At 70.2% G+C, this 24,270-nt stretch carries 26 protein-coding genes and 1 tRNA gene; 18 read left to right on the top strand and 9 right to left on the bottom strand.

Annotation, left to right across the window (positions count from 1 at the left end; translation table 11 throughout):
• The first annotated feature begins 332 nt into the window (after window positions 1-332).
• The 6 genes from EHO50_RS21395 (at window position 333) to EHO50_RS21365 (ending at window position 6,669) form a co-directional block, all read left to right on the top strand.
• Window positions 333-815: a CarD family transcriptional regulator gene (locus EHO50_RS21395; RefSeq protein WP_128432156.1), complete on the top strand. Its 483-nt coding sequence runs from the start codon at window positions 333-335 to the stop codon at window positions 813-815.
• Between the two features lie 298 nt (window positions 816-1,113).
• Window positions 1,114-1,866, top strand: coding sequence for a 2-C-methyl-D-erythritol 4-phosphate cytidylyltransferase (gene ispD / locus EHO50_RS21385; RefSeq protein WP_128432153.1), 753 nt, complete (start codon window positions 1,114-1,116; stop codon window positions 1,864-1,866).
• On the top strand, window positions 1,856-2,350 hold the full coding sequence (gene ispF / locus EHO50_RS21380; RefSeq protein ID WP_128432150.1) for a 2-C-methyl-D-erythritol 2,4-cyclodiphosphate synthase: 495 nt from the start codon (window positions 1,856-1,858) through the stop codon (window positions 2,348-2,350). Before ispD ends, ispF begins: the two co-directional genes overlap by 11 nt.
• 88 nt (window positions 2,351-2,438) lie before the next feature.
• Window positions 2,439-3,836: a cysteine--tRNA ligase gene (cysS, locus tag EHO50_RS21375; RefSeq protein ID WP_128432148.1), complete on the top strand. Its 1,398-nt coding sequence runs from the start codon at window positions 2,439-2,441 to the stop codon at window positions 3,834-3,836.
• 98 nt (window positions 3,837-3,934) lie between these two features.
• Entirely contained in the window at window positions 3,935-4,876 is a 942-nt protein-coding gene (rlmB, locus tag EHO50_RS21370; RefSeq protein ID WP_128432145.1) for a 23S rRNA (guanosine(2251)-2'-O)-methyltransferase RlmB, read from the top strand.
• 134 nt (window positions 4,877-5,010) lie between these two features.
• On the top strand, window positions 5,011-6,669 hold the full coding sequence (locus tag EHO50_RS21365; protein ID WP_128432582.1) for a DoxX family protein: 1,659 nt from the start codon (window positions 5,011-5,013) through the stop codon (window positions 6,667-6,669).
• 386 nt (window positions 6,670-7,055) lie between these two features.
• Here the strand turns inward: EHO50_RS21365 and EHO50_RS21360 are convergent, their stop codons facing one another.
• The 3 genes from EHO50_RS21360 to EHO50_RS21350 form a co-directional block, all read right to left on the bottom strand.
• The gene (locus EHO50_RS21360; RefSeq protein WP_128432141.1) at window positions 7,056-7,787 is read right to left on the bottom strand and encodes a nucleotidyltransferase family protein; all 732 of its coding nucleotides are present in this window, start codon (window positions 7,785-7,787) and stop codon (window positions 7,056-7,058) included.
• A gap of 64 nt (window positions 7,788-7,851) precedes the next feature.
• Window positions 7,852-8,307, bottom strand: coding sequence for a hypothetical protein (locus EHO50_RS21355; RefSeq protein ID WP_128432138.1), 456 nt, complete (start codon window positions 8,305-8,307; stop codon window positions 7,852-7,854).
• 231 nt (window positions 8,308-8,538) lie between these two features.
• Window positions 8,539-9,627, bottom strand: coding sequence for an ABC transporter ATP-binding protein (locus tag EHO50_RS21350; protein ID WP_128432136.1), 1,089 nt, complete (start codon window positions 9,625-9,627; stop codon window positions 8,539-8,541).
• Between the two features lie 217 nt (window positions 9,628-9,844).
• Here EHO50_RS21350 and EHO50_RS21345 point away from each other — a divergent pair.
• The 5 genes from EHO50_RS21345 (at window position 9,845) to EHO50_RS21325 (ending at window position 12,399) form a co-directional block, all read left to right on the top strand.
• Window positions 9,845-9,922 (top strand) — tRNA-Thr (locus tag EHO50_RS21345).
• Window positions 9,923-10,118: 196 nt separating this feature from the next.
• On the top strand, window positions 10,119-10,346 hold the full coding sequence (locus EHO50_RS21340; RefSeq protein WP_128432133.1) for a hypothetical protein: 228 nt from the start codon (window positions 10,119-10,121) through the stop codon (window positions 10,344-10,346).
• Between the two features lie 369 nt (window positions 10,347-10,715).
• On the top strand, window positions 10,716-11,087 hold the full coding sequence (locus EHO50_RS21335) for a hypothetical protein (RefSeq protein ID WP_181449667.1): 372 nt from the start codon (window positions 10,716-10,718) through the stop codon (window positions 11,085-11,087).
• A gap of 341 nt (window positions 11,088-11,428) precedes the next feature.
• Window positions 11,429-11,779, top strand: a complete 351-nt coding sequence (locus tag EHO50_RS21330) for a hypothetical protein (RefSeq protein ID WP_128432131.1) — start codon at window positions 11,429-11,431, stop codon at window positions 11,777-11,779.
• 272 nt (window positions 11,780-12,051) lie between these two features.
• Window positions 12,052-12,399, top strand: a complete 348-nt coding sequence (locus tag EHO50_RS21325; RefSeq protein ID WP_246101299.1) for a hypothetical protein — start codon at window positions 12,052-12,054, stop codon at window positions 12,397-12,399.
• A gap of 136 nt (window positions 12,400-12,535) precedes the next feature.
• On the opposite strand, the gene EHO50_RS21320 is transcribed toward EHO50_RS21325, so the two are convergent.
• The 3 genes from EHO50_RS21320 to EHO50_RS21310 all read right to left on the bottom strand — a co-directional run bounded on the left by EHO50_RS21320 (window position 12,536) and on the right by EHO50_RS21310 (window position 14,383).
• On the bottom strand, window positions 12,536-12,841 hold the full coding sequence (locus EHO50_RS21320) for a hypothetical protein (RefSeq protein ID WP_128432128.1): 306 nt from the start codon (window positions 12,839-12,841) through the stop codon (window positions 12,536-12,538).
• Window positions 12,842-13,097: 256 nt separating this feature from the next.
• Window positions 13,098-13,391 carry a hypothetical protein gene (locus tag EHO50_RS21315; RefSeq protein WP_128432125.1) on the bottom strand — a complete coding sequence of 98 codons (294 nt, stop codon included), beginning with the start codon at window positions 13,389-13,391 and terminating at the stop codon, window positions 13,098-13,100.
• A gap of 506 nt (window positions 13,392-13,897) precedes the next feature.
• Window positions 13,898-14,383, bottom strand: coding sequence for a hypothetical protein (locus EHO50_RS21310; protein WP_128432123.1), 486 nt, complete (start codon window positions 14,381-14,383; stop codon window positions 13,898-13,900).
• Between the two features lie 471 nt (window positions 14,384-14,854).
• On the opposite strand from EHO50_RS21310, the gene EHO50_RS21305 reads away from it, so the two are divergent.
• The 6 genes from EHO50_RS21305 (at window position 14,855) to EHO50_RS21280 (ending at window position 20,232) form a co-directional block, all read left to right on the top strand.
• A complete protein-coding gene (locus EHO50_RS21305; protein WP_128432120.1) occupies window positions 14,855-15,673 on the top strand; it encodes a hypothetical protein in 819 nt (272 codons plus the stop codon).
• Between the two features lie 90 nt (window positions 15,674-15,763).
• Window positions 15,764-16,042: a hypothetical protein gene (locus tag EHO50_RS21300; RefSeq protein ID WP_128432117.1), complete on the top strand. Its 279-nt coding sequence runs from the start codon at window positions 15,764-15,766 to the stop codon at window positions 16,040-16,042.
• 112 nt (window positions 16,043-16,154) lie between these two features.
• Window positions 16,155-17,414 (top strand): WS/DGAT domain-containing protein, encoded by a 1,260-nt coding sequence (locus EHO50_RS21295; RefSeq protein ID WP_246101296.1) that lies wholly within the window; start codon window positions 16,155-16,157, stop codon window positions 17,412-17,414.
• 37 nt (window positions 17,415-17,451) lie between these two features.
• Window positions 17,452-17,727, top strand: coding sequence for an acyl carrier protein (locus tag EHO50_RS21290; protein WP_128432112.1), 276 nt, complete (start codon window positions 17,452-17,454; stop codon window positions 17,725-17,727).
• On the top strand, window positions 17,724-18,932 hold the full coding sequence (locus EHO50_RS21285; protein WP_128432110.1) for a beta-ketoacyl-[acyl-carrier-protein] synthase family protein: 1,209 nt from the start codon (window positions 17,724-17,726) through the stop codon (window positions 18,930-18,932). The genes EHO50_RS21290 and EHO50_RS21285 overlap by 4 nt, the downstream gene beginning before the upstream one ends.
• Window positions 18,933-18,987: 55 nt before the next feature.
• Window positions 18,988-20,232 (top strand): wax ester/triacylglycerol synthase domain-containing protein, encoded by a 1,245-nt coding sequence (locus EHO50_RS21280; protein ID WP_128432108.1) that lies wholly within the window; start codon window positions 18,988-18,990, stop codon window positions 20,230-20,232.
• Here the strand turns inward: EHO50_RS21280 and EHO50_RS21275 are convergent.
• From EHO50_RS21275 to EHO50_RS21265, 3 genes are read right to left on the bottom strand one after another with little or no spacing between them, the layout of a single operon-like run.
• The gene (locus EHO50_RS21275) at window positions 20,218-21,369 is read right to left on the bottom strand and encodes a DUF4037 domain-containing protein (RefSeq protein ID WP_425472238.1); all 1,152 of its coding nucleotides are present in this window, start codon (window positions 21,367-21,369) and stop codon (window positions 20,218-20,220) included. The two genes, EHO50_RS21280 and EHO50_RS21275, sit on opposite strands and share 15 nt — an antisense overlap.
• A gap of 45 nt (window positions 21,370-21,414) precedes the next feature.
• The gene (locus EHO50_RS21270; protein WP_128432106.1) at window positions 21,415-21,909 is read right to left on the bottom strand and encodes a GNAT family N-acetyltransferase; all 495 of its coding nucleotides are present in this window, start codon (window positions 21,907-21,909) and stop codon (window positions 21,415-21,417) included.
• Window positions 21,910-21,918: 9 nt separating this feature from the next.
• On the bottom strand, window positions 21,919-22,833 hold the full coding sequence (locus tag EHO50_RS21265) for an aminoglycoside phosphotransferase family protein (protein WP_425472245.1): 915 nt from the start codon (window positions 22,831-22,833) through the stop codon (window positions 21,919-21,921).
• Window positions 22,834-22,859: 26 nt separating this feature from the next.
• Between EHO50_RS21265 and EHO50_RS21260 the strand changes: the two genes are divergently transcribed.
• Window positions 22,860-24,266, top strand: a complete 1,407-nt coding sequence (locus EHO50_RS21260) for an NAD(P)/FAD-dependent oxidoreductase (protein ID WP_181449666.1) — start codon at window positions 22,860-22,862, stop codon at window positions 24,264-24,266.
• The last annotated feature ends 4 nt before the right edge of the window (window positions 24,267-24,270 follow it).

The following is a 24,270-nucleotide window of genomic DNA, read 5'->3' as shown; positions in this document are numbered from 1 at the left end:
ACGGCTGTGCTGCCGACCTGGCCGTGATCAATTCCGGATTCGTCCGGTACCCGACTCCGGACGCCGAACGGAGTAGCGGAAGTCGCACACTTGGAACCGGACATATGCGGACGTTCGGCCACTCGGACACGCCTCCGGATGTGTGTAACGTGCGCGTTTCACCTCACCCGCAGAGCCGCTCCGACCTGCGAATACCTTCTTCCGGTCGGCCCGCGAAGCACGTTCCTGTTGGAGTTGTCAAGCCCCGAGATATGCCCTGACCTGCGAAAACGCCATTCAGAACCCGCAGTTTCCGTGTTACCCTGGATAGCCACGGAAGGGGTACCTGTCACATGACGTTCAAGGTTGGCGACACCGTGGTCTATCCCCATCACGGGGCCGCGCTGATCGAGGCCATCGAAACTCGCCAGATCAAAGGCGTGGACAAGACCTACTTCGTGCTGAAGGTCGCCCAGGGTGACCTGACGGTACGTGTGCCAGCGGACAATGCGGAGTTCGTCGGCGTGCGTGATGTGGTCGGTCAGGACGGGCTGGACCGGGTCTTCGAGGTGCTGCGCGCGCCGTACGCCGAGGAGCCCACGAACTGGTCGCGTCGTTACAAGGCAAATCTGGAGAAGCTCGCCTCCGGCGATGTCATCAAGGTCGCGGAAGTCGTGCGTGACCTGTGGCGTCGTGAGCGCGAGCGTGGACTCTCCGCCGGTGAGAAGCGCATGCTCGCCAAAGCCCGCCAGATCCTGGTGAGCGAACTCGCTCTCGCGGAGAACACCAACGAGGACAAGGCCGAGGCCCTGCTCGACGAGGTCCTCGCGTCCTGACGCGGTCCATCCGCCTCAGTTCAGCACACGGCTGAGTGTTCATCAGCACACAGCTGAGTTGTTTCAAAAAAGTGCCGCGGTGCCCGATGACGTATTTCTCGTCGCCGGGCGCTGCGGCATGTTCGTACTCGGACGCCGTACGCGGGTTCACCCTCGGAGGAAGATCCCCCGATACTTGGCGTGCCGGGCCCGGGCTGCTGGCTCGACCGGTGTCACGGAAGGGTCCGGTCAAGGCGTCGCGCCCGGCACGCTGAGGCCATACCCACGTAGGCCGAGCACACAAACCTGACAGGAACCGATGTCTGACGATTCGCGCCCTTCGCCCGCGGAACTCCGTACCGCCGCCGTGATCCCGGCCGCCGGCCGGGGCGTACGGCTGGGTCCGGGCGCCCCCAAAGCGCTCCGCGCGCTGAACGGCACGCCGATGCTCATCCACGCCGTGCGCGCGATGGCCGCGTCCCGCGCCGTCTCCCTGGTCGTCGTCGTGGCCCCGCCCGACGGCGCCGCCGAGGTCAAGAGCCTGCTCGACGCACACGCGCTGCCCGAGCGCACCGACTTCCTGGTGGTCCCCGGCGGGGAGTCCCGCCAGGAGTCCGTGAAGCTCGGCCTGGACGCGCTGCCGCCGGTCTACGACATCGTGCTGGTGCACGACGCCGCGCGCCCCCTGGTGCCGGTGGACACGGTGGACGCGGTGATCGAGGCGGTACGCGACGGGGCGCCGGCCGTGGTGCCCGCGCTGCCGCTCGCGGACACGGTCAAGGAGGTCGAGCCGGCCGCCGTCACGGGCGGGCCCGAACCGGTGGTGGCCACCCCGCAGCGCGCTCGCCTCCGCGCCGTGCAGACCCCCCAGGGCTTCGACCGGGCCACACTGGTCCGCGCCCACGAGACGGTCACCGACAACGTCACCGACGACGCGAGCATGGTCGAGCAGCTGGGCGAGACGGTCGTGGTCGTCCCCGGCCACGAGGAGGCCTTCAAGGTGACGCGCCCGCTGGACCTGGTCCTGGCCGAGGCGGTCCTGGCGCGCCGGAGGCTGAACGATGGCTTCTGAGCAGCTTCCGGTCCCCCAGGTCGGCATCGGCACCGACATCCACGCCTTCGAGGAGGGCCGCGAGCTGTGGTGCGCGGGCCTGAAGTGGGAGGGCGAAGGGCCGGGCCTCGCCGGTCACTCCGACGCGGACGTGGTCGCGCACGCCGCGTGCAACGCGCTGTTCTCGGCGGCCGGCCTCGGCGACCTGGGGCAGCACTTCGGCACCGGGCGACCCGAGTGGTCGGGCGCCTCCGGCGTCGTACTCCTCACCGAGGCGGCCCGGATCGTGCGCGAGGCGGGCTTCCGGATCGGCAACATCGCGGTGCAGGTCGTCGGTCCCCGCCCCAAGATCGGCAAGCGCCGCGACGAGGCGCAGAAGATCCTCTCGGAGGCGGCCGGAGCACCGGTGTCGGTGTCGGGCGCGACCACGGACGGACTGGGCTTCCCGGGACGCGGCGAGGGCCTGATGGCAGTGGCGACGGCGCTGGTGGTGCGGGTCGGCTGAACGGCCTTGAGCACGGGGGATGTCACGAATACGTCCCCTTGAGTGGGAAGGTCGCAAGGCACTCGCTCCCGCCCACTACCCTGGACTCGTGACTATTCGCCTGTACGACACCAGCGCCCGGCAGATCCGTGACTTCACCCCGCTCACGCCGGGCTGTGTCTCGATCTACCTCTGTGGCGCCACCGTGCAGGCCGCGCCGCACATCGGGCACATCCGCTCCGGCCTCAACTTCGACATCATGCGCCGCTGGTTCGCCTACCGCGGCTATGACGTGACGTTCATCAGGAACGTCACGGACATCGACGACAAGATCATCACCAAGTCGGTCGACCAGAACCGCCCTTGGTGGTCCATCGGCTACGAGAACGAGCGCGCCTTCACCGACGGCTACACCGCGCTCGGCTGCCTCCCGCCGACGTACGAGCCGCGGGCTACCGGCCATGTCACCGAGATGGTCGAGATGATGCGCGGTCTCATCGAGCGCGGACACGCCTACGAGGCGGACGGCAGTGTCTACTTCGACGTCCGTTCCTGGCCCTCCTACCTGGAGTTGTCCCGGCAGGACCTCGACGAGATGCGGCAGCCCGCCGAGGAGGGCATCACCGGCAAGCGGGACCCGCGCGACTTCGCGATGTGGAAGGCCGCCAAGCCCGGCGAGCCCGACTGGGAGACGCCGTGGGGCCGGGGCCGCCCGGGCTGGCACCTGGAGTGCTCGGCCATGGCCCACAAGTACCTGGGCTCCGCCTTCGACATCCACGGCGGCGGCCTCGACCTGATCTTCCCGCACCACGAGAACGAGATCGCCCAGGCCAAGGCGTACGGCGACGACTTCGCCCACTACTGGGTGCACAACGCCTGGGTCACCATGAGCGGCGAGAAGATGTCGAAGTCGCTCGGCAACAGCGTGCTCGTGTCCGAGATGGTCAAGCAGTGGCGCCCGATCGTGCTGCGCTACTACCTGGGCACCCCGCACTACCGCTCCACCATCGAGTACAGCGAGGAGGCCCTGCGCGAGGCCGAGTCGGCGTTCGCGCGCATCGAGGGCTTCGTGCAGCGCGTGGTGGAGAAGGCGGGCGTCGTCGAGCCGTCCGCCGAGGTGCCGCCCGCCTTCGCCGAGGCGATGGACGACGACCTGGGCGTCCCGCAGGCGCTCGCCGTCGTGCACACCACCGTCCGCCAGGGCAACAGCGCACTGGCCGCCGACGACAAGGAAGCCGCCGTGGCGCGCCTCGCCGAGGTGCGGGCCATGCTCGGCGTCCTCGGCCTGGACCCGCTCGATGAGCACTGGGCCGGCGAGACCGACCGCGGCGACGATCTGCACGGCGTGGTCGACACCTTGGTCCGCATGGTCCTCGACCAGCGCGAGGCGGCCCGCTCCCGCAAGGACTGGGCCACCGCGGACGCCATCCGCGACCAGCTCAACCAGTCGGGCCTCGTCATCGAGGACGGCCCGCAGGGCCCGCGCTGGAGCCTCGGCCCGCGCTGACCGCTTGCGATCACCGAAGATCGATTGTGCCGCCCGGCCCTGCGGGCGGCACACTGCATAGACGTACGAACATTTCACCGACGTAGGACAGGTAGGTCATGGCAGCCAACAACCGCCGCATGTCCGGCAAGAAGGGCGCGCAGGTCGGCAGTGGCGGCCAGCGGCGCAAGGGTCTTGAGGGCAAGGGCCCGACCCCGCCCGCCGAGATGCGCAAGAAGCACAAGAAGAACCGCATCGCGACCGCCAAGGCGAAGCAGGCCGCGCGCCGCCCCGCACCGCGCGGCCGTGGCGGCAAGGGCACGTCCGAGATGGTCGTGGGACGCAACCCGGTCGTCGAAGCCCTGCGCGAGGGCGTCCCGGCCTCCACCCTCTACGTCCAGCAGTTCATCGACAACGACGAGCGCGTCCGCGAGGCCCTCCAGCTCGCCGCCGAGCGCGGTGGCATCAACCTCATGGAGGCCCCGCGCCCCGAGCTGGACCGCATGACGAACGGCCTCAACCACCAGGGCCTGGTCCTCCAGGTCCCGCCGTACGAGTACGCCCACCCCGAGGACCTGGCGAGCGCCGCCTACGACGACGGCGAGGACCCGCTCATCGTCGCCCTCGACGGCGTGACCGACCCGCGCAACCTCGGTGCCGTGGTCCGCTCGGTCTCCGCCTTCGGCGGCCACGGCGTCGTCGTACCCGAGCGCCGCGCGGCCGGCATGACCGCCGGCGCCTGGAAGACGTCCGCCGGCACCGCGGCCCGCACTCCCGTCGCCCGCGCCACGAACCTCACCCGCGCCCTGGAGGCGTACAAGAAGGCGGGCATCGCGGTCGTCGGCCTCGCCGCCGACGGCGAGGCGGAACTCGGCGAGCTGCAGGCCCTGGAGGGCCCGGTCGTCATCGTGGTCGGCAGCGAGGGCAAGGGCCTGTCCCGCCTGGTCGGCGAGACGTGCGACTTCCGCGTACGCATCCCGATGCCGGGCGGCGCGGAGTCCCTCAACGCCGGTGTGGCGGCAGGCATCGTCCTCTACGAGGCGGCTCGTCGACGCGTCTGAACAGACATCCGTGGCATCACCCGTGCGGGTTAATTCTGGTGACAGTGGTGCGACCTGCGCATCCTTGACGGGGTCCGGACAGATCGGACCGGTCAAGGCAGTGTCCTAACCACACGTCACTCGGTTAGTTGAGTGTGGACACCAGAACACCCCGCACACCCACGGGGGACCGCTCGTCGGGATACGACGACGCTCCCGCGCTGAGCATGGTGAAGGTGCCGAGCGATCCGGCGCAGATCATCGTCAATCACGCGAGCTTCCGCGTGCTGTTGGGCACGTCGACGCGGCGCGCCCAGTCCCCGCGGATCGCACGGCACCTGAGCGCCACCGAGGACACCACCCGCATCCCCGTCACCAACGCGGCCGGCAGAGCGGGCGCGGCCACCGGCGCCCGCCGCCGGGTCGCCGTCTGGAACGGCACGTCCGCGCCCGACGACACCGGAGCCCACCGCCTGCTCCAGGCCGTGCGGGACGGCAGCGTCCGCCACGGCGACGAACCGCTTCCCGGTGCCGGGGGCACCCAGGTCATCCCGCGCGTCGAGGTCGGCGGCTATGACCGGGGCTACGAGGGCGGCTACGACGACGACTTGACGCAGACCGTCGAAACCCCGATCGTCGGCCCGCAGCGCACCCACGAGTCCGTCGAGGCCCGGCTGCTGCCGAACATGCGCACGGTCGAAAGCGCATACGACGAGGAACTCCCTTACGAGGAACTCCCCTACGAAGACGAGGAGTTCGACGAGCCCGACACGGCGGACGGGGCCGCCGCGCCACTCAAGCGGCCCGGCGGCGACGACCCCGCGCGGCACGCCTACTACCCCGGCCGCCGCATGAACCTCGGCGTCGTCCTCCTCCCCCTCCGCGTCTTCCTCGGCTTCATCTCCATCTACGCCGGCATGGGCAAGCTCTGCGACCCCGTCTACTTCGACGGCGGCAAGCGCGGCTCGATGGTGAAGTGGCTCAACACCCTGCACCCCTGGGAAGTCGCCGAACCCCTTCGCCAGTTCGCACTCGAGCACCCGGTCGGCTCCGGCCTGGTCATCGCCTTCTTCCAGGTCATCGTGGGCGTCCTCACGGTCCTGGGGTGCTGGCAGCGGGTCGCCGCGGTCGTCGGTGCGCTGCTGTCCGCCGCGCTGCTGGTCACCGTCAGCTGGAAGAGCGTCCCTGCCTACGACGCCCCCGACATCATCTATCTCGCCGCGTGGTCCCCGCTGATCATCGCCGGCGCGCCCGTCTACTCCATCGACGGCCGCCTCGCCGGCATGGCCTGGCGGCGCCTCGGCCCCCGCTCCGACATCTGGGAGCTCCGCAGCTACGTCCTGCGTCGCGGCGCCCTCGTCACCGCGATCGTCACCGGCCTCACCCTCCTCATCGGCTCCGTCCTCGGCGGTGCGGTCCGCGACGCCGACCGCGTCGTCGTCCCCGGCCCCGGCGAGGCGCCGCGCAACGAACTGCCCGGCTCCCCGCTCCCGCAGGAGCCCGACAAGCGGCACAAGAGGACGCCGTCGGCCTCCAACTCGCCCACCCAGGGCGCCACGTCGGGCACGGCCAGCCCCAGCGCGGGCGCCGCGACCACGCCGGGCGCCACCAGCGACGCGGGCACGGCGGGCGCTGGTATGCCCAGCCAGACGCAGGGCACGGCGGGCCAGGCCCCGCCCCAGCAGTCCACCCCGACCGACGAGGCCCCCAGCACCAGCACCGGCCCGACCTCCGGCGGCCCCTCCTCCAGCGGCGGCTCAACGGGCGGCGGCTCACCCGACGAACCTGGCCTGGTAGGTGGCCTGTTGGGATGAACGGACCGGTGGACGACCTACTCGGCCCCAAACCCACCGGCTGACAAGCCCCCCGACGACGATGGGCCCCGGACGCGAATCCGTCCGGGGCCCATCGTCGTGCCGCCCCAGCGGCACGACTGCCCGCGGCCTGACGGGCGGTGGATGGCTGTACCCCCACGGGCCCGCGCCCGCCCACGGCGGGAAGGGGACGTGTCGGGGGGTGTCCGCCCGCAGTGGCCGGCGTCAACACGCGGGACCTTTTGGCTTAAGGCGGCCGCCGGTCCGAGGACGGACACCCCCCGACACGTCCCCGACCCACCCACCGAACCCTGGGCGCTACGCGCACCCCCACCGAACGGCAACGGGCCGCCGCAGGCATCCACGCGCACCCCCACGCGGAGCTCTCAGCGCCCCAGAGCCGCCAGTTCCTTCGCCGCCTCCGTCAGGTCCTTCGCCGTGTCGATGGCTCGCCAGTACGCCCCCTGGGGGATCGGGAAGCCGGCCAGGCGGCGTTCCCGGGCCAGGTGGGGGAACGTGGTGCGTTCGTGGTCGCCGCGTTCGGGGAGGAGGGAGGCGAACCCGGGCGAGAAGACGTAGACGCCCGCGTTGATCTCGAACGTCGACGGCGGGGCCTCGATGAAGTCCGTGATGTGGCCGAAGCCGTCCGTCTTCACCGCACCCCACGGGATACGGGGCCGGGCGAGGGCCAGCGTCGCGACCGCGTCGCGCTCGGTGTGGAAGTCCGCCATGTCGCGCAGCGAGAAGCGGGTCCAGATGTCGCCGTTGGTGGCGTACCAGGCCTTCTCGGGGTGCGGAAGATGCGCGGCCGCGTACTTCAGGCCGCCACCTCGCCCGAGCGGCTCCGTCTCGACGACGGTCGTGACACGGACCGGAAGATCGGCTGACTTCAGCCAGTCCTGCAGCACCTCGGCAAGGTGCCCACAGCTGACCACCACGTCCGTCACGCCCTCCTCGGCGAGCCAGGCGAGCTGGTGGCCGATGATCGGCGTCCCCGTACCGGGGATCTCGACCATCGGCTTGGGCCGGTCGTCGGTGTAAGGACGCAGCCGAGAACCCTGGCCACCGGCCAGAATGACGGCTTGAACGGGGCGGGACGCGGCGTTCGGATCAGTCATGCCCGAACTGTACGCGGCGCCCCGCTCGCGGCATTCGCCTGCAACCGTTCCTTAATCAACCGGGCTAGCTGTGCGCCGCTGCCACCCCCGAAGCGAAGGCGGTGTCGCAGACGGGCCGCGCGTACGACTGCGCACGCGTCGGACCGTACATGCGCACCGCGGCGCGGCCGAGGGCGCGGGCGATCGAGGCGCAGTGCCGGCCCAGGGACGGGCGCTCGTCGACGGCCTGCTGGAGGTGGGTGAGGGCGACGCCCGGGTTCTTCGCCTGCAGCTCGGTCAGGAGCTGGTCGCGCAGCACGTCCTGCGGAGCACGCGGGGCGGTGTTCTTCGCGCCCGCGCTCGTGACGTCGGTCGCGGTGAGCACCGAGTCCGAGGGGTCCCCCGACCAGTTGACCCGGGTGACCGCGAGGGTCCCGGAGAGCACCAGGACGACGGGCAGGACGAGGGCGAGAGTGCGGCCGAGCTGGCGGGCGGGGCCCCGGTGGCCGCGTCGTGTCTGTTGGGTGGTGGAGTGCTTCACGCGAGTGAGAGTAGCGTTCGGTGCTGACATGGCGACATTCGGTCACCGGTTTGGGGGACGGAGCGGGCCCATTTCTCGGCGGTGCGTTGACGCACAGTGCTCGAAATGACCGATCTGCCGGGGTATTTGTCGACAACGAGAAGGGCCCCGCAGGCATCTGCGGGGCCCTCTTCGTCAACCTGGGTGAATTACCCGGGGTTGTGCTGCCTGTACCTGCCCTGAAGCGCGTTCTCAGTCGGAGAGCCGCGCACCCGTGGAGGTCGAGAACACGTGGGTCTCGCCGGAGCGCGGGACGATGTGCAGCGTGCTGCCCTTCTCCGGGACGGCACGGCCGCTGACGCGGACGACGAGGTCCTTGGAGTCCTCGCCGACCTTGGCGGTGCCGTAGACGTACGCGTCGGCGCCCAGCTCCTCGACCACGTTCACGGTGACCGCGAGGCCCTGCTCCGACTCGGAGCCGGCCACGTCGAAGTGCTCGGGACGGACGCCGACGGTCACGGTCTTGTCGGTGGCGGCGGCGAGCGCGTCACGGTCGACCGGGACGACGGAGTTGCCGAACTTCACGCCGCCGTCGGTGATCGGGACCTCGACCAGGTTCATGGCCGGGGAGCCGATGAAGCCGGCGACGAAGAGGTTGGCCGGGCGGTCGTACATGTTGCGCGGGGTGTCGATCTGCTGGAGCAGACCGTCCTTGAGGACCGCCACGCGGTCGCCCATCGTCATGGCCTCGACCTGGTCGTGAGTGACGTAGACGGTGGTGATGCCGAGACGGCGCTGCAGCGACGCGATCTGCGTACGGGTCGACACGCGGAGCTTGGCGTCCAGGTTGGACAGCGGCTCGTCCATGAGGAAGACCTGCGGCTCACGCACGATGGCGCGACCCATGGCGACACGCTGACGCTGACCACCGGAGAGGGCCTTCGGCTTGCGGCCGAGGTAGTCGGTGAGGTCGAGGATCTTCGCCGCGTCCTCGACCTTCTGCTTGATCTCTGCCTTCGGCACGCCGGCGATCTTGAGCGCGAAGCCCATGTTGTCGGCGACGGTCATGTGCGGGTACAGCGCGTAGTTCTGGAACACCATGGCGATGTCCCGGTCCTTCGGCGGCAGGTGCGTGACGTCGCGGTCACCGATGCGGATGGCGCCGGCGTTGACGTCCTCGAGCCCCGCCAGCATGCGGAGCGAGGTGGACTTGCCGCAGCCGGACGGGCCGACCAGAACGAGGAACTCTCCGTCCTCGATGTGGATGTCGAGCGCGTCCACGGCGGGCTTCTCGGTACCCGGGTAGATCCGGGTCGCCTTGTCGAACGAGACAGTGGCCATGGTGAATGGGCCCCCTTCTACCGGCAGGAACGTGCCGGACGATCCGTTGTAGGAAGGTGGTTGGTTTAGTCCACATGTGCGGACTGGCTCTGGACGGTACCTGGCGTTCGCCTGATCTGTCAGTACCTGGAGGCATGTGAACTTCGCGGAAATTTTCGACAGGGCCCACTCGGAACCTGGGTACACTGCACGGGCGCGTGCGTGACAGCGCGTGCAGGCCTCCTTAGCTCAGCTGGTCCAGAGCGGCTGTCTTGTAAACAGCAGGTCGTCGGTTCGAATCCGACAGGGGGCTCCACCCACATCGACAACCCGGCCTGCACCAGGCCGGGTTTGTTTTGTTTCCGTCACCCGTCGGCAACGCTGCGTGCACCCATCTCCCCCCTCGGACACGGGACATGCACCGGCATGGAACGCTGTCGCTACTGCTAGTGTTCGTTCAGTCACAGTAGGCAATCAGCCTCAATGTATTGGTAATGAAAACCGAGGGTTCCATGCGCAAGCTTCACCAGGTCATGATCGTCGCCGCGGCGGCCGGCAGCCTGTCCGCCGTCGGTGCGGGCACCGGCGTCGCCTACACGGCGAGCACCGACCTCTACCGCCCCTACCAGGAGTGCAGCCCGCAGACGGTGGCCGCGACCGACGTCCCGATTGCCGTGCTCGGTCTCTCCGAGACCTTCGACACCACCTGCGGTCAGTTCAACAACGCTTTCACTGGCTGAGGTCGGCGGCGTAGTCGTGCGCGACGCCTTCCGCGGGCCCCTTCGGGGTCACCCCCCGAAGGGGCCCGTTCGCGTACGGGCGCGATGGCAGTGAACTCCGGCGCGTCGATGAGTGGTTGCGCGCGCACGACCTGAACCTCGATGCCCTGAAGCCCTCGGCTCGGGCAGGGGTTGTGGCACCAGCGCCCTCCAGCAGGTCGGTCCTTCACTTCACTTCAGGTCAGTCCTTCACTTCGTAAGCAATGCGGCCCCGCGCGTCCTGGACACGAGTCGGACGCCGGGGCCCGCCTCTCCGACATCCCCGGGGCCTACCGCGGCAGTTCGCGGTGCACGGCACCCGGGGCACCCCTCACAAAGGAGACGCAGGACATGTTCAACGGAAAGAAGATCGCGGCCGTCTCGGGGCTTCTCGGAGGCCTCGCCATGACCTGGATCGGCGTCGGCCAGGCTTACGCCGCGGCGCTGCCGGGCGTCTGTGGCGCCGACGCTCAGGGCAACATCATCTGCACCCAGCGGATCGTGGGTGAAACGAAGGAGGGCGAGGACATCTCCCTGCGCCGGTCGGTGACCTGCCAGCCGACGCAGCCGGTGACCTTGCCCGCGGCCGGCCTGCTGAACCCTGGGCGCGTTCGGGTCGGTCCCGAGATCACCTGCGCCCACGAGGCGCCCGAGCCGTTGGTGCCCCAGAGCGACAACAACAGCTTTGAACCCCGTTTGAGCCAGCTCGGATTGCCCATCTGAGCTCCGGGGCGGAACCTCCCGACTTCCCTGTCTTCAAGCGGCGGATGGCCGGACCAGCGCGACCTGGTCCGGCCATCCGCCGCTTTCGTGTCCATGGACGCTGCGTCGGCAAACGGGTGACCGCTGCGCGCTGCCCGTGACTCGCCCTCGGGGAACTGTCGTTTCTCTCAAGGGAGAACAGTGCCTTTCACGTCCATGGCGAAGCGGACGGAAGGGTTCCTTGGCATGAGCCGACACGACACAGAGAAGGGTCGAAGATCCCAAATTGCTACGGTTCGCATGTATATGCTCACACTAAGTAGTCAACCAGGGCCTCGTGCCCGGGAAGAAAGGGTCAAACTATGCGCAGGTTTCAGCGCGTTGCGGTCGTAGCTGCGGCGGTTGCAGGGCTGTCCTTCGGTGCCGGTGCGGGTGCCGCCTTCGCCGGTGAGGGCGACTGGGGCGGTCAGAACGCCACCGCGGTGGCCACCTCGACTGCCAACGCGGTGGCCACGTGGGGTGGTCACCCGGACGACAAGTCGTACGCTGCCCCCGCTGCCGCCCCCGCTGCCGCCCCCGCCGCCGCGCCCGCCGCCGCGCCCGCGGCCACCACGGAGGCCGCTCCGCAGGCTGCTCCGGAGGTCGCTCCCAAGACCGTCGCCGCTCCGGAATACGGCTACGGCGAGTACGCCGCTCCGACCGCGGCTCAGTAAGGAAATGTCGAGGGGCCGGTGCGCGAGTTTCAGGGCACTGCGGTTGTCGTTGTGACGGCAACGTCGCGACAGGCGCATCGACTTCCCTCGGAACACCGTGGTCAACGGTGTGCTGGACAACACCCTTAGCAAAGCAGCCCGGACGCGCAGCAGACCCATCAGGGTGCGCGGCCGGGCTGCACCCAATCGTATTTCGACTTTCTCCCAGGCTCGGGCGCGTGCCGATCGGCGGCACAGGCGTTCGGGCCTCGATTTGCAAAGGAAGGCAGCACATGATCGGTCGACAGAGGATCGCAGCCGTCTCGGGGCTCCTCGGCGCTCTCGCCGTGCTCTACAGCGGTGCCGCGCCGGCTTACGCCGATGACCCCAAGGGTGACTGCACGATCTCCGAACAGGGCGACATCGTCTGCATCAAGAAGAGCGAGGTCGTCCACAAGGGCAAGCGTGGCAAGTATGTCGTCAAGCAGAAGCAGGCCTGCGAGACGATCGAGCGGCCGCGCTTCGTGCATCCCGAAGGGAACTTCTTGAATGGTGGGGACGTGAAGTCCGGGCCGGTTGTGGAGTGCTCCAACGAGGCGAAATTGCCCAAGGGGTTCAAGATGCCGAAGATCAAGTTCTGAGGGGCGTGATCGGCGAATGCCGGACCGGGGTTCTCCCGATCCGGCATTTCGGCTTTCTGGGGCGACGGGCTGCCGAACAAAAGCCCGGTGCCCCGGCCTGTGCGGCCGGGGCACCGGGAGAAGGACTTGGCTTACCTCACTTGCCGACGGCGTTGTTGCAGCCCATCGACGAGCCCAGGGAGGTCTCCTGCGTGCCGGGGTTGCCCTCGCCGTTCAGCAGGTTGCCACCCAGACCGTTGGCGATGCCGACCTGGCCGAGGACGTCGACGTTGGCGTCGTGCGACCGGCAGGTCGTGCTCTGCAGGATGCTGAGGCTCGAATTGCTCCTGCCTCCGCTCTTCGAGCCCCAGCCGCCCTGGTCGGCGTGTGCGGCGCCGGCGGTCAGGAGCCCGACGCTGCCGAGGGCGGCGACCAGGACGGCAGCCTTGCGAAGCTTGTGCATGTCATCTCCGGTGGAGTGGAGTGGTGCGATCTATTTCAGATCGACTTCGTACGGTTACGGAGGCTAATAGGACGTAATCCAAAGTAATCGGCGGCACGCCGAATTCGGAAAAGTCTCACCACCTTGGCCGATGGCCGGGAAATGCTGACTGCGCGTTGAATATCAACACAAAAAAAGGGGGTCCCGGTACCGTGCCTGAGGCTCGGTACCGGGACCTGTTTCCCGTCGTCGGCCGCCTGTGCGACCCGTCAGGCTCTTAGAAGGCGCTGTTGTTGCAGCCCATGGTCGAGCCGAGGTGGGTGTCCTGGCCACCGGCGTTGCCCTCGCCGTTGAGGCCGTTGCCCAGCAGGCCGTTGAGGATGCCGACCTGGCCGAGGACGTCGAGGTTCAGGTCGTGCGACTTGCAGTTGGAGCTCTGCAGGACGCTGAACTTGTCTCCGCCCTTGCCGCCGTGCCCGTCGTTGCCGTGCGCGGTGGCGGTGCCGGCGCCCAGAAGCCCGACGCTGCCGAGGGCGACGACCAGGACGGCAGCCTTGCGAAGCTTGTGCATGTCATCTCCGGTGGAGTGAGGTGGGTGCGATCCGTGAGAGATCGACTTCGTACAGTTACGGGAGTTAATAAGAAATATCCGTAAATGTCCCGACGACGCGCCGGTGTTCGTGCTCTCGTGGTGGAAGCACCCGGAAGCCGCATTGCGCGCGAGCGGGCCCTTGTCCAGGAGGGACGATCCTCGAGAAAGTACGGGTCACGGCCGCTCGTTGAGAGTGGCGGCAAGGTGTGGCCGGTTCGCGGCGACGGGAGCGCGCGTCTCGGGATCGTGCAGTGGATGCCGCGTGTGCGCGGGTAGTTGGGGTTCGCGCGGGAGCCGTGCGCGCTGCGGGGAGCGTTCGCACCGCGCCGTTGATCGGCTGCCGTTTTGCGTGCTCAGGCGGACGGCCGGACTTGCTGCCCTCGGGGCAACGGTGCGTCCGGCGCCGCCCGCTGAGCCTTCGTCGGATCTTCTCGGGTCGCTCGACGTGATCAGCGCACGACGTCGATCTGCGGCTGAAGTGCGCGCTAGCTGGTGGAGCGGGCGCTGGCGACGGCGTTCGCCTGGCTGTTGGCCTGGTGGCAGTCGATGCCACGGTTCTCGGCGGCGGCGAGTACGGCGACCGGGACAGCGGCGTTGAGCAAGGACTGCGGGCTGCACTCCTGGTACGGGCGGAAGAGGTTGGAGTTGTGCAGCGGGGCTTCCTGCGAGGCCGGCTGAGGGGAGATCTGCGGGTTGATCTGCGGGCTCAGCTGGGGGTTGAGCTGCGGGCTGACCTCGGCGCCCCGCTGAGGGGGTGCCGCCACCTGCCGGTGCGGGGCCGGGGCGTTGGAGGTCTGGACACTGGCCTGCGAGCGGGTCCACGTGGCGGCCTGGGCGTCCGGCCGTGGCGCGGGAGCCGGAGCGGCACCGCCGTACCCGACGGGAGCGTCGGCGACGCTGGGGCCGACGCCGATGGCGGACAGACCACTGGCTGCTGCGACGACGAGCGCGACCTGGTGAAGCTTGCGCATGGAACCTCGGCCCTTCATTGACCTGTGCATGGAACGTATGGAAATGCTATGAGTCGGTGCAGCTTTTGCTTTTCTGCTGCCCTACGGCTGCGATGGGCCATCGCTCTGGCCCTGTGCGGAACGAGATAAGTGCGGGTCCGGTCACGTGGGTGAGGGTGTGGTCACCCATTCGCTTTCCTTGTCGGGGTGACAAGTCCGGAGAACCGGTTATCCGATCGATGGCAATTGAGTGACGGCCTTTTAGATCCCGTGACCTGGCCGGACAAATGTCGTTGCCAGCTGAGAGAGGGCAGCGATCAGGAAGTCAGAGAGAGGGCACGGGATCTGCTGCCGGCTCCGGCGTGAAGTCCACATGACAGCTCAGGCATTACCCCTGTAAGGGCGCAGTACGAATATCAGACTGAGCGCACGCAAGATTGCACTGAAATACAACGGATTTCCCTGCACAGGTAATGAAGGGCCGAGGGTTCCATGCGCAAGCTTCACAAGGCCGCGCTCGTCGTAGCAGCGGCCGGCGGTCTGACCGCCATCGGCGCCGGCGTCAGCGAGGCCGCCGACTACTATCCCCCGGGGTACAGCGGTGCCCCGGCGCCTGCCCCCGAGTACCCGGCGCCTCAGTACGCCCCGGCGCCTGCTCCGTATTACGCGCCGCCGCAGTACGCGGCCCCGGCGCCCCCTCCGCAGTACGCGCCACCTCAGTACGCCCCGGCACCCGCGCCGCAGTACGCGCCGCCCCAGTACGCGGCCCCCGCCCCCCAATACCAGGCACCTCAGCATGCCGTCGCCGAGGCTCGTTCGACGGGTGTCGCGCAGGCCGCGGCTCCGCAGCCGGCGCCTCAGTACCAGGCCCCGGCGCCCGCTCCGGCCCCCGCGCCCGCCCCCGCCCCGGCGCCTGCCCCGGCTCCGGCGCCCGCTCCGGCGCCCGCCCCGCACTACGCCTCCGCCTCGGCCTCGTCGGGCGGCGCCGCGCAGGCCTCCAGCGCGCCGCACGCCCAGCAGCAGGCCGCCCCGCAGCAGTCGCCGGTATCTCAGGTCGTGCCGCAGGTCACCCCGCAGACAGCGCCGCAGGTCATGCCGCAGGTCGCTCCGCAGGTCAACGCGCCTCAGGTCTTCAACCCGGAGCCCCCGCCGCGTGTCGCGCCGCAGGTCAGCCCGCAGGTCAACCCCCAGGTGAACCCGCTCATCAACCCGCTGCTGTCGCCGGCGAGCGCACCGCAGGTTCCCGGGCTCGGCCTCGGCCAGGTCGCGGCGCCTCCCGTGGGCCAGTTGGGGCTGCCCCGGGTCGGCTGAGGGGCCTTTCCGCTGAGGGTCTTTCCGTACGTATCCACCGTCCCAACTCGATCTGCTGCACAGCACATCCGCTAGACCAACGGAGAAGTAATGCACAAGCTTCAGAAGGTCGCCCTCCTGGGCGCCGTCCTCGGCAGTGTCGGTTCCCTCGGCGTCGGCACCGCCTTCGCGCACGGTGAGGGCGGGGCCCACGACCTCGACATCACGCAGGGCATCGAGTGCCGCTCGCACGACATGAACATCGACATCCTCGGCAGCGTCGGCCTCGCCAACGGCCTGGCGGGCAACCTGCTGAACGGCGAAGGGTCGCCGGGTGCGCAGCCCAGCCACCTCGGTTCGGACATGGGCTGCAACAGCGCGGTGAAGTAGCCCGCGTGAAGCGTTAGGCCCGACGCCCGCTCCACCACGGGGCGGGCGTCGGACTGTGAGGTCGGAGCCCGACGGCGGCGGACAGCAAAGGAAGAGGATGGCGACCTATCGCATGAGACTGTCCTGTGCCGACGAGATGTTGCTGCTCAACGGGTGTCCGGGAGTCATCGGACTGGCGGCGGTCTTCGCCGGTGAGCAGCCCGATGTGGCTCAGGTGCGGGCACGGGTCGCCGAGCGGTGGACGGGCCTGGAGCGGATGAACTGTGTGCTCGACCGGTCACCGGGCAACGCCGGGACGGTGCGGCCGGGGCGTGTGCGGTGGGCCGTACCGGGACCGTTCGATCCGGCTGTGCATGTCACCGTGGCGAGCAACAAGTTGGACGACCTGTGGGCGCAGAGTGTGGACCGGCCACTCGTCGGTGGTGTGCCGCCGTGGCGGCTCTTCGTGGTCCCGGACGCGGCGCACGGCGGCGACTTCGCTCTGGCGCTCGTGGCTCAGCATGTGCTGCTGGACGGGCGCTCCCTGGCGACGTTGATGCGCTTGCTGATGGACAGCCCTGTTCAGGCCCGTGAGTCGGGCCGGTCGGCGCCGCTGTCGCGTACCGGGCTGCGGGCTGCGGGCAGGGAGCTCAGGGTGATGGCGGCCGCGGGGCAGGCCCTTCCGATGCGGTCACCGGAGCAGACGTATGCCTCGGTCGCGGTGAGCGAACTGCCCGCGCACACGGTTCGGTCCGCGCGCCGGCAGCCCTCCGACGGCCGGGGCGCGACGTTGAACGAACTGCTCGTGGGTGCGGTGGCCGGGGCACTGCGGGCCCAGTACGGTCCGGTACGGCGGTGGCGGCAGCGGGACGAGCCCGTGTACACGGCCGTACCGTGCGATCTGCGCACCCGGTCGAACCCGAGGGAACTCGGGAACACGCTCACCGTTGTTCGGGTTCCGTTGCCCGTCGACGTGGAGGGGCCCGTGGCGCGGCTGCGGGCGTGTCAGGCCGCGATGGCCACCGTCCCCGACCGGGCCGCGGTGCACGCCACCGTGCTGTTCCCGGCTGCGGAAGCGGCACGCCGGACGGGCCCCTGGGTGACCAGGCTCCTGGCCGATCGCGGTCGGAACTCCTGCTTCGCGGCGACCGCGACCACGGCCATGAAGTGGCCCGGCGGATCGAGCACCTTCCAGGACCGTCGGCTCGTGCGCACGGTCGGGCTGCCGCCCCTGCAGCACCCGGGCACGGTCAGCTTCGCCCTGGCGCAGGCGGCGGACGCGTTCACGCTCACCGCGGTGTGCAACCTGCGCCCGAACGACGCGAGACGGCTCGCCGACGCGGTCGTCACGGAGTTCGAGACATGGGCCCGGACGGCGACGCCGTCGGTGTGAGTCAGCCCTGACGGCACCAGGAGATGGAGGCAGTTGCATGGATGTGGAACACGGCGACGTATGGGAAGCGCTGCGCCCGCTGTGCGCGCGGGTGATGTCGGTGCCGCCGGAGGCGGTCGTGCCGCAGGCCCGGCTGGTGGCCGACCTCGGAGCCGACAGCCTGGACATCACCGAACTGGAAGTGGCCTCGGAGGAGTTGTTCGGAGTGTCCCTGAAGGGGACCGACAAGGCCGGCGTGTCCACCGTGGGTGACGTGGCCGACCTCATCGTGAGGCTGCGCACCCATGACGCCCACAGCCCCCTCGCCCGATGATCCGCCGACCCGCGGTCGCCGTCACCGGCCTGGGAGTGCGGTGCGCCGCCGGAGCGAGTCCGGCAGCGCTGTGGGAGAGCCTGGCGGAGTGCCGTTCGGCGACGTCGCTGCATGTCTTCGACGACGAGGGCGCCGTCGTGTACCCGGCGTGTGCGATGCCCGACTTCGACCCGACCGGCTATCTGACGCCCAAAGAGGTACGACGGGCCGACCGTTCGGTGCAGATGGCCGTGTGCGCGGCCGCGGACGCCGTGGCGGACGCCGGGGGGCTGCAGGTCGGTCCCGGCCGGCGGGCGGTGGTCACCGGTACCGGCTACGGCGGGGTGATCAGTCAGGAGAACGGCATCGGGCATCCCGATGTGCTGTACGCGCCTCGGCTGATGCACAACGCGGGGGCGTACTGGATCAGCGCCCGGCTCGGGATCACCGGCCCGAGCCTCACGGTCTCCACCGCCTGTGCCTCCGGGACGCATGCGGTGGGTGAGGCGATGCAGATGATCCGGGCCGGGTGCGCTGACGTGGTGGTGGCAGGAGGCCATGACAGCCCCCTGACTCCGACGACCGCGCTGGCCTTCGGGCGGGCCGGTGCGATGGTCACCGAGTGCGATGATCCCGCCGCCGCCTCACGGCCGTTCGACGTCGCGCGGCAGGGATTCGTCCTCGCCGAGGGGGCGGCGTTCCTGGTGCTGGAACGGCTGGACCTCGCCCGCGCTCGTGGCGCCCGGATCTACGCCACGCTGACCGGATACGGCCGGACCTCCGACGCCCACCACCTCACGGCACCGCACCCCGACGGTCTCGGTGCCCGGGCGTGCATGGAGCAGGCGCTCGCCGACGCCGGTACGACCGCCGACGCCGTCACCCATGTCAATGCGCACGGCACCGGCACCGAGCTGAACGACCTCGCGGAAGCGCAGGCGATCACCGCCGTGTTCGGCTCCCGTGCGGTGCCGGTCACCGCCCCCAAGGCCGTGACCGGGCACGGGTTGGGGCTGGCGGGAGCGCTGGAAGCCGTGATCACGGCGTGGTCCGTGCACGAGGGGCTCGCGCCTCCGACGGCTCATCTCACGCGGCTGGACCCGCGATGCGAACTGGATGTGGTCACCGCCGAGCCACGCAAGATCCCGGACGGGCCCGTGATCAGCAACAGTTTCGCCTTCGGGGGCCACAACGCCTGTGTCGTGTTCGATTCACCCCACGCCTGATCACGGGAGGCGGGAGGCGAGTACTCAGGGGGGCTTGGGAACGAGAGGCTGGAACATGAGGCTGACGGCCATCGAGGAAGGGCACCTCCGCAACGGAATGCCGGGGACGATCGGCATCGCGGCGGTGTTTCCCGGGGGGCCGTTCGACCTGGCGCAGGTGCGGTCCCGCGTGCGTGACCGGTGGGGCGGACTGGACCGGATGAGCCTGGTCCTCCAGCCCCCCACCGGGCCGGCGGCGCTGTCCGGCCACCGGTGGTCGGCCGCCCGGCCGTTCGATCCCGCCGCGCACATCACCGCCACGGACCAGGAGCTGGAATCCCTGCTCGCCGACGGTGTCAGTCACCGGCTGCCGGTCGAACGGCCCCTGTGGCGGCTGCTGGTCACGCGGCAGGCCATCGTGTTGTTCGCCCATCACGCGCTGCTGGACGGCAGATCCCTGGAGACTCTGTTCCGGCTGCTGATGGACGACGCCGCAGCGCCGGGGCCGCTGGGGCGGGGGGCGGCACACCCGCTCGCGGCGGGGCAACAGCGCCCTGCCGTCGGTCCCGCCGCTGTGTGCAGGGAATTGCGCCGCATCGGGGTTTTCGGCCAGCCCCTCCCGCCGGCTCCCCTCGGCGAACCGCGGCCGTCGGTGGCCGTGATCGAGCTCGACCCGCAGGTCATGCGCACCGCCCGCCGCCAGCCGGCCGACGGGCGGGGATCCACCCTCAACGAGCTGCTGCTGAGCACGTACGCCGGCGCCCTGCGCGCCTGCCACGGCCCTCTGCGGTCCTGGCCGAAGGGACCGACCCCGTTCTACGCCACGGTGCCGGTCGACCTGCGGACCCGCCACAACGCCCACCACCTCGGCAACGGCGTCACCGCGCTGCGCATGGCGCTGCCCGTCGACCTCGCATCCCCGGTGGCGCGTCTGCGGGCGTGCCAGGACGAGGTCGCGGCGTTCGACGGACGCTGCGACGCCCACCGTGCGATCCTTCCCGCACTGCAGGCCGCCGCGCGTACCGTGCCGTGGCTGGCCGGCGCGATGGCCAAGAGGCTGGCACGCCCGGAACTCACCACCAGCCTGTGCACCGCCTTCAAGTGGCGTGACAACCCTAGCCACTTGCACGGCCGTCCCCTGTCGCGCATCGTCCCCCTGCCGCAGCTCTCCCCGCCGGGCACGGCGAACCTCTGCCTCGTCCACACCGCCGACGCCTACACCCTCACCGTCGTCGGCAACCTGCGTGGGGGAGACGCCGGGACGATCGGTGAGGCCGTGGAGCGGGAACTGAAGGCGGTCGCGGCGTCAGATCCGTTCTGAACCGGGCTTTCGCAAGTCCTGGCCGACGGCCCTGGTCAGTTCGGGGCGGGTCAGGACGTCGGTGCTGTCGAGGAACTGGTCCACCGCGCCGACGAGCGGCAGGTCGCGCAGGACCGGGTCGGTGATGCGGGCGGTGAGGGCCTCGGTGAAGCGGTCGGCGCGCAGGACCTGGAAGGGGCGTGAGTGGTACGGGCGCGTGGTGGGGGCGACGCGGTCGGTCAGGGCGAGCTCGTTGTGCAGATGCGCGACGATCTCGTACGCGTGGGTGAGGTGCTGTTCGCGGGTGTGCCAGTCGGTGGCGGCGAGGACGGCCGTGAGGTCCGGGGTCAGGCGGGGGCCGACGCGGCTGCGGGCGAACGCGCTGCCGAGCCACTTGCCGTACGGCGGGTAGCGGCGGTCCATCAGGAGGCAGAGCCGCATCAGGTCGCGGACCAGGCGGGCGGCGGTGACGGCGGAGCCCAGTTCGTCGCCGACCTCGCCCGAGCGGCCCACGAAGGCCTCCTCCTGCGCGATGCGCTGCCACTGGCACGCCAGGACGTACAGCCAGACGTCGTGGGGGTACCAGCGCAGCGCTCGGCGTAACGGGGTGAGCGTGTGCAGGCCGTCGTGGAAGACGGCGCCCGCGGTGACCTCGGCGAGCAGCTGGGTGGGGGTGGCCAGCCAGTCGGCCGGGGTGAGGCCCTGCGCCGGGTCGAAGCCGAGGGTGTCGGTGAACCAGGTGGAGGTGCCGGTGACTTCGACGCGGTGGTGGACGGGGCCGTCGGTGAGCCGCATGACGCGGATGTCCCGGTCCTCCTCTCCCGCCGGGGCGAAGTGGGTGGGGTGGCCGAGGAACGTCTTCGGGAGGTGCTCGGCGAGGACGTGTCTGATGCGGGCCGCATGGCGGGGCACGTCGTGGCGGTGGAGGAAGACCTGTAGGCGCGGGCCCCACTCGTGGTCGGCGGAGCGCGCGGTGTCGTAGCCGAGGACCTCGGAGCCGCTGCCCATGCGGGCGGCGGAGTGGGGGACGCCGGGGGCGGCCTCCTCCAGCAACGGGCGTACGGCGTCGGTGTAGTAGCGGCGGGACAGTTCGAGGCCGGGGATGAAGTCGGGTTCAGGCGCGGGGGAGTTCATGCGGCGCATATTCGTGTGGCTCATGCCGGGAAGCCGTGCCCATTCGGTGGCGTGTCATGCGCAGGACGTTCACACCGCCCCGCGCTCCGGTGCGGCGCCCAGCTCGGCGAGCGCCTCGTCCGTCAGGCGGTACACCGTCCACTCGTCCTGGGGGCAGGCGCCGAGGGCCTCGTAGAAGGCGATGGACGGGGTGTTCCAGTTCAGTACGGACCACTCCAGGCGCTCGTAGCCGCGCTCCACGCAGAGCCGGGCCAGTTCGGTGAGCAGGGCCTTGCCGTGGCCGGCGCCGCGGGCGGTGGGGCGGACGTAGAGGTCCTCCAGGTAGATGCCGTGGACGCCGCGCCAGGTGGAGAAGTTCAGGAACCAGATCGCACAGCCGACGGTCTCGCCGGTCACGTCGTCGGCCGCGATGTGCGCGTAGGCGGCCGGGTGGTCGCCGAAGAGGGCCTCGTGGAGCTGCTGCGGGGTGGCCTTCGCCTCGTGCGGGGCCTTCTCGTACTCGGCGAGTTCGCGGATCAGGGTGTGCAGGGCGGGGATGTCGGCGGGCGTGGCGGGTCGGATCATGGGGCGAGGCTAACCGGGGTGGCTCCGCATGCGCCTCGCGATTTCCATGTGCTCGTCGAGCGGGGCGCCGCCCTCCTCGATCTGCCACAGCGAGTTCTGCAGCACTCGGCCCAGCGTCCAGGCGCGAGCCCGGTCCCGGTCGAGGCCGAGAACCTCGGTCATGGCGTCGAAGCGCCACCGCACCTCGTCCGCGTCGAAGCGGTTCCACAGCGCCGGGAACAGGTCGAACCCGGGGTCGCCGGCCAGCGGCTTGGGGTCGATGGCGAGCCAGGGCGCCCGGTCGGAGCCGAGGACGTTCTCGAAGTGCAGGTCCCAGTGCAGCAGCCGGTCGCCGGGCTCGGCGGCGACCTCGCGCACGGCCGCCGCGCAGTCCGCGACGAGGCGGCGGACGGCCGGGTCCGGGAGGTGCTCCAGGGCCGCCGGCGTCTCGTCCAGCATCTCCTCGGCGATGTCGCCGAGGCCGCGCATGCCCGGTGGGGCCGGGGTGGCGGTGAGATGCGCCAGCAGACGGGCGATGACCACCGTGGCCTCGCGGGAGTCCGGCAGATCGTCCAGGAGCCGGTTCGCGTCGAGCCGCTCCAGCAGCAGCGTGCCCGTTTCGTCGTCGGAGTCCAGAAGCAGCACTGCCCCGTCGCCCCGCCACGCCCGCAGTGCGACCGGCTCTCCCACGGTCTCCTCGTCGACGTCCTGGAGCTTGAGTACGGCCCGTGTACCGTCGGCCCGCAGCACGGGCAGGACCAGCGCGCAGCGGCCGTACATCGTCGGCCCGTCCAGTCGCAGCCGCCAGTGCTCCAGGAAGCGCGCGGCACGCTCCGCGAGCGTGGTGACGTAGGCACGGCCGGCCTCTCCGTCGTAGCGCACGTGCTGGGCGATGAGCGCGTCCGGAATGTCGATCACCTTGTGACCGTACTGGGCTGCCGCAATCGGCTCACCCCAATTACCGTCCTCGCATGAGCAGCTCTGTCAGTGGTGCCGTGAACGGCGGCATTTCCTTCTGGTACGCGGACGACGGCCTCCCCGAGGTGCGGGAGCCGCTCGCGGGGGACGCCTCCGCGGACGTGGTGATCGTGGGCGGTGGGTACACGGGACTGTGGACCGCGTACTACCTGAAGAAGGCGGTCCCCTTCCTCCGGATCACCGTCCTGGAGCAGAAGTTCTGCGGATACGGCGCCTCGGGGCGCAACGGCGGCTGGCTGTACAACGGCATCGCGGGGCGCGACCGGTACGCGAAGCTGCACGGCCACGAGGCCGCCGTACGGCTGCAGCGGGCCATGAACGACACCGTCGACGAGGTCGCCCGAGCCGTCGCCGAAGAGGGCTTCGACGCCGGGCTGCACAAGGGCGGTGTCCTCGAAGTCGCCCGCACCCCCGCCCAGTTGGCGCGACTGAAGGCCTTCCACGAGCACGAGCTGGCGTACGGCGAGAAGGACCGTGAGCTGTTCGGCGCCCGCGAGACCGCCGAACGCGTCAAGATCGCGGACGCGGTCGGTTCGACCTGGACGCCGCACGGGGCAAGGGTGCACCCGGTGAAGCTGGTGAAGGGCCTCGCGGCGGCCGTGGAAGCGCTCGGGGTCACCCTTCACGAGCTGACGCCGGTGACGGAGATCCGGCCCAAGCACGCGGTCACGCCGTACGGCACCGTCCGCGCGCCCTATGTCCTGCGCTGCACCGAGGGGTTCACCGCCGCCCTGAAGGGCCAGAAGCGGACCTGGCTGCCCATGAACTCCTCGATGATTGCCACCGAGCCGCTGACGCAGGAGCAGTGGGAGTCGGTGGGCTGGGACGGGGGCGAGACGCTGGGCGACATGGCGCACGCCTACATGTACGCGCAGCGCACCGCCGACGGACGGATCGCGCTGGGCGGGCGCGGGGTGCCCTACCGCTTCGGCTCGCGGACCGACAACGACGGGCGTACGCAGGACGCGACGGTCGAGGCGCTGCGCGAGATCCTCGTGCGCTTCTTCCCGCAGCTGGCCCCGGTCCGGATCGAGCACGCCTGGTCGGGCGTGCTGGGCGTGCCGCGCGACTGGTGCGCGACGGTCACCCTGGACCGGTCGACGGGGCTCGGGTGGGCGGGCGGCTACGTCGGCTCGGGCGTCGCCACCGCCAACCTGGCGGCCCGCACGCTGCGGGACCTGGTGCAGCAGGACTCGGGCCAGGGCGGGCGCACCGAGCTGACCGAGCTTCCTTGGGTCGGCCACAAGGTGCGCAAATGGGAGCCGGAGCCGCTGCGGTGGCTCGGAGTGCACGGGCTGTACGCCACCTACCGGGCGGCGGACCGGCGGGAGCACACCGCGAACACCGCGGAGTCCTCGAAGCTGGCGCGGTTCGCCGACCGGGTGGCCGGGCGGCACTGACGAA

The organism is Streptomyces cyaneus, from assembly GCF_004028635.1.
Taxonomy (GTDB): Bacteria; Actinomycetota; Actinomycetes; order Streptomycetales; family Streptomycetaceae; genus Streptomyces; species Streptomyces cyaneus.
This window is presented reverse-complemented; position numbering and strand designations above follow the sequence as displayed.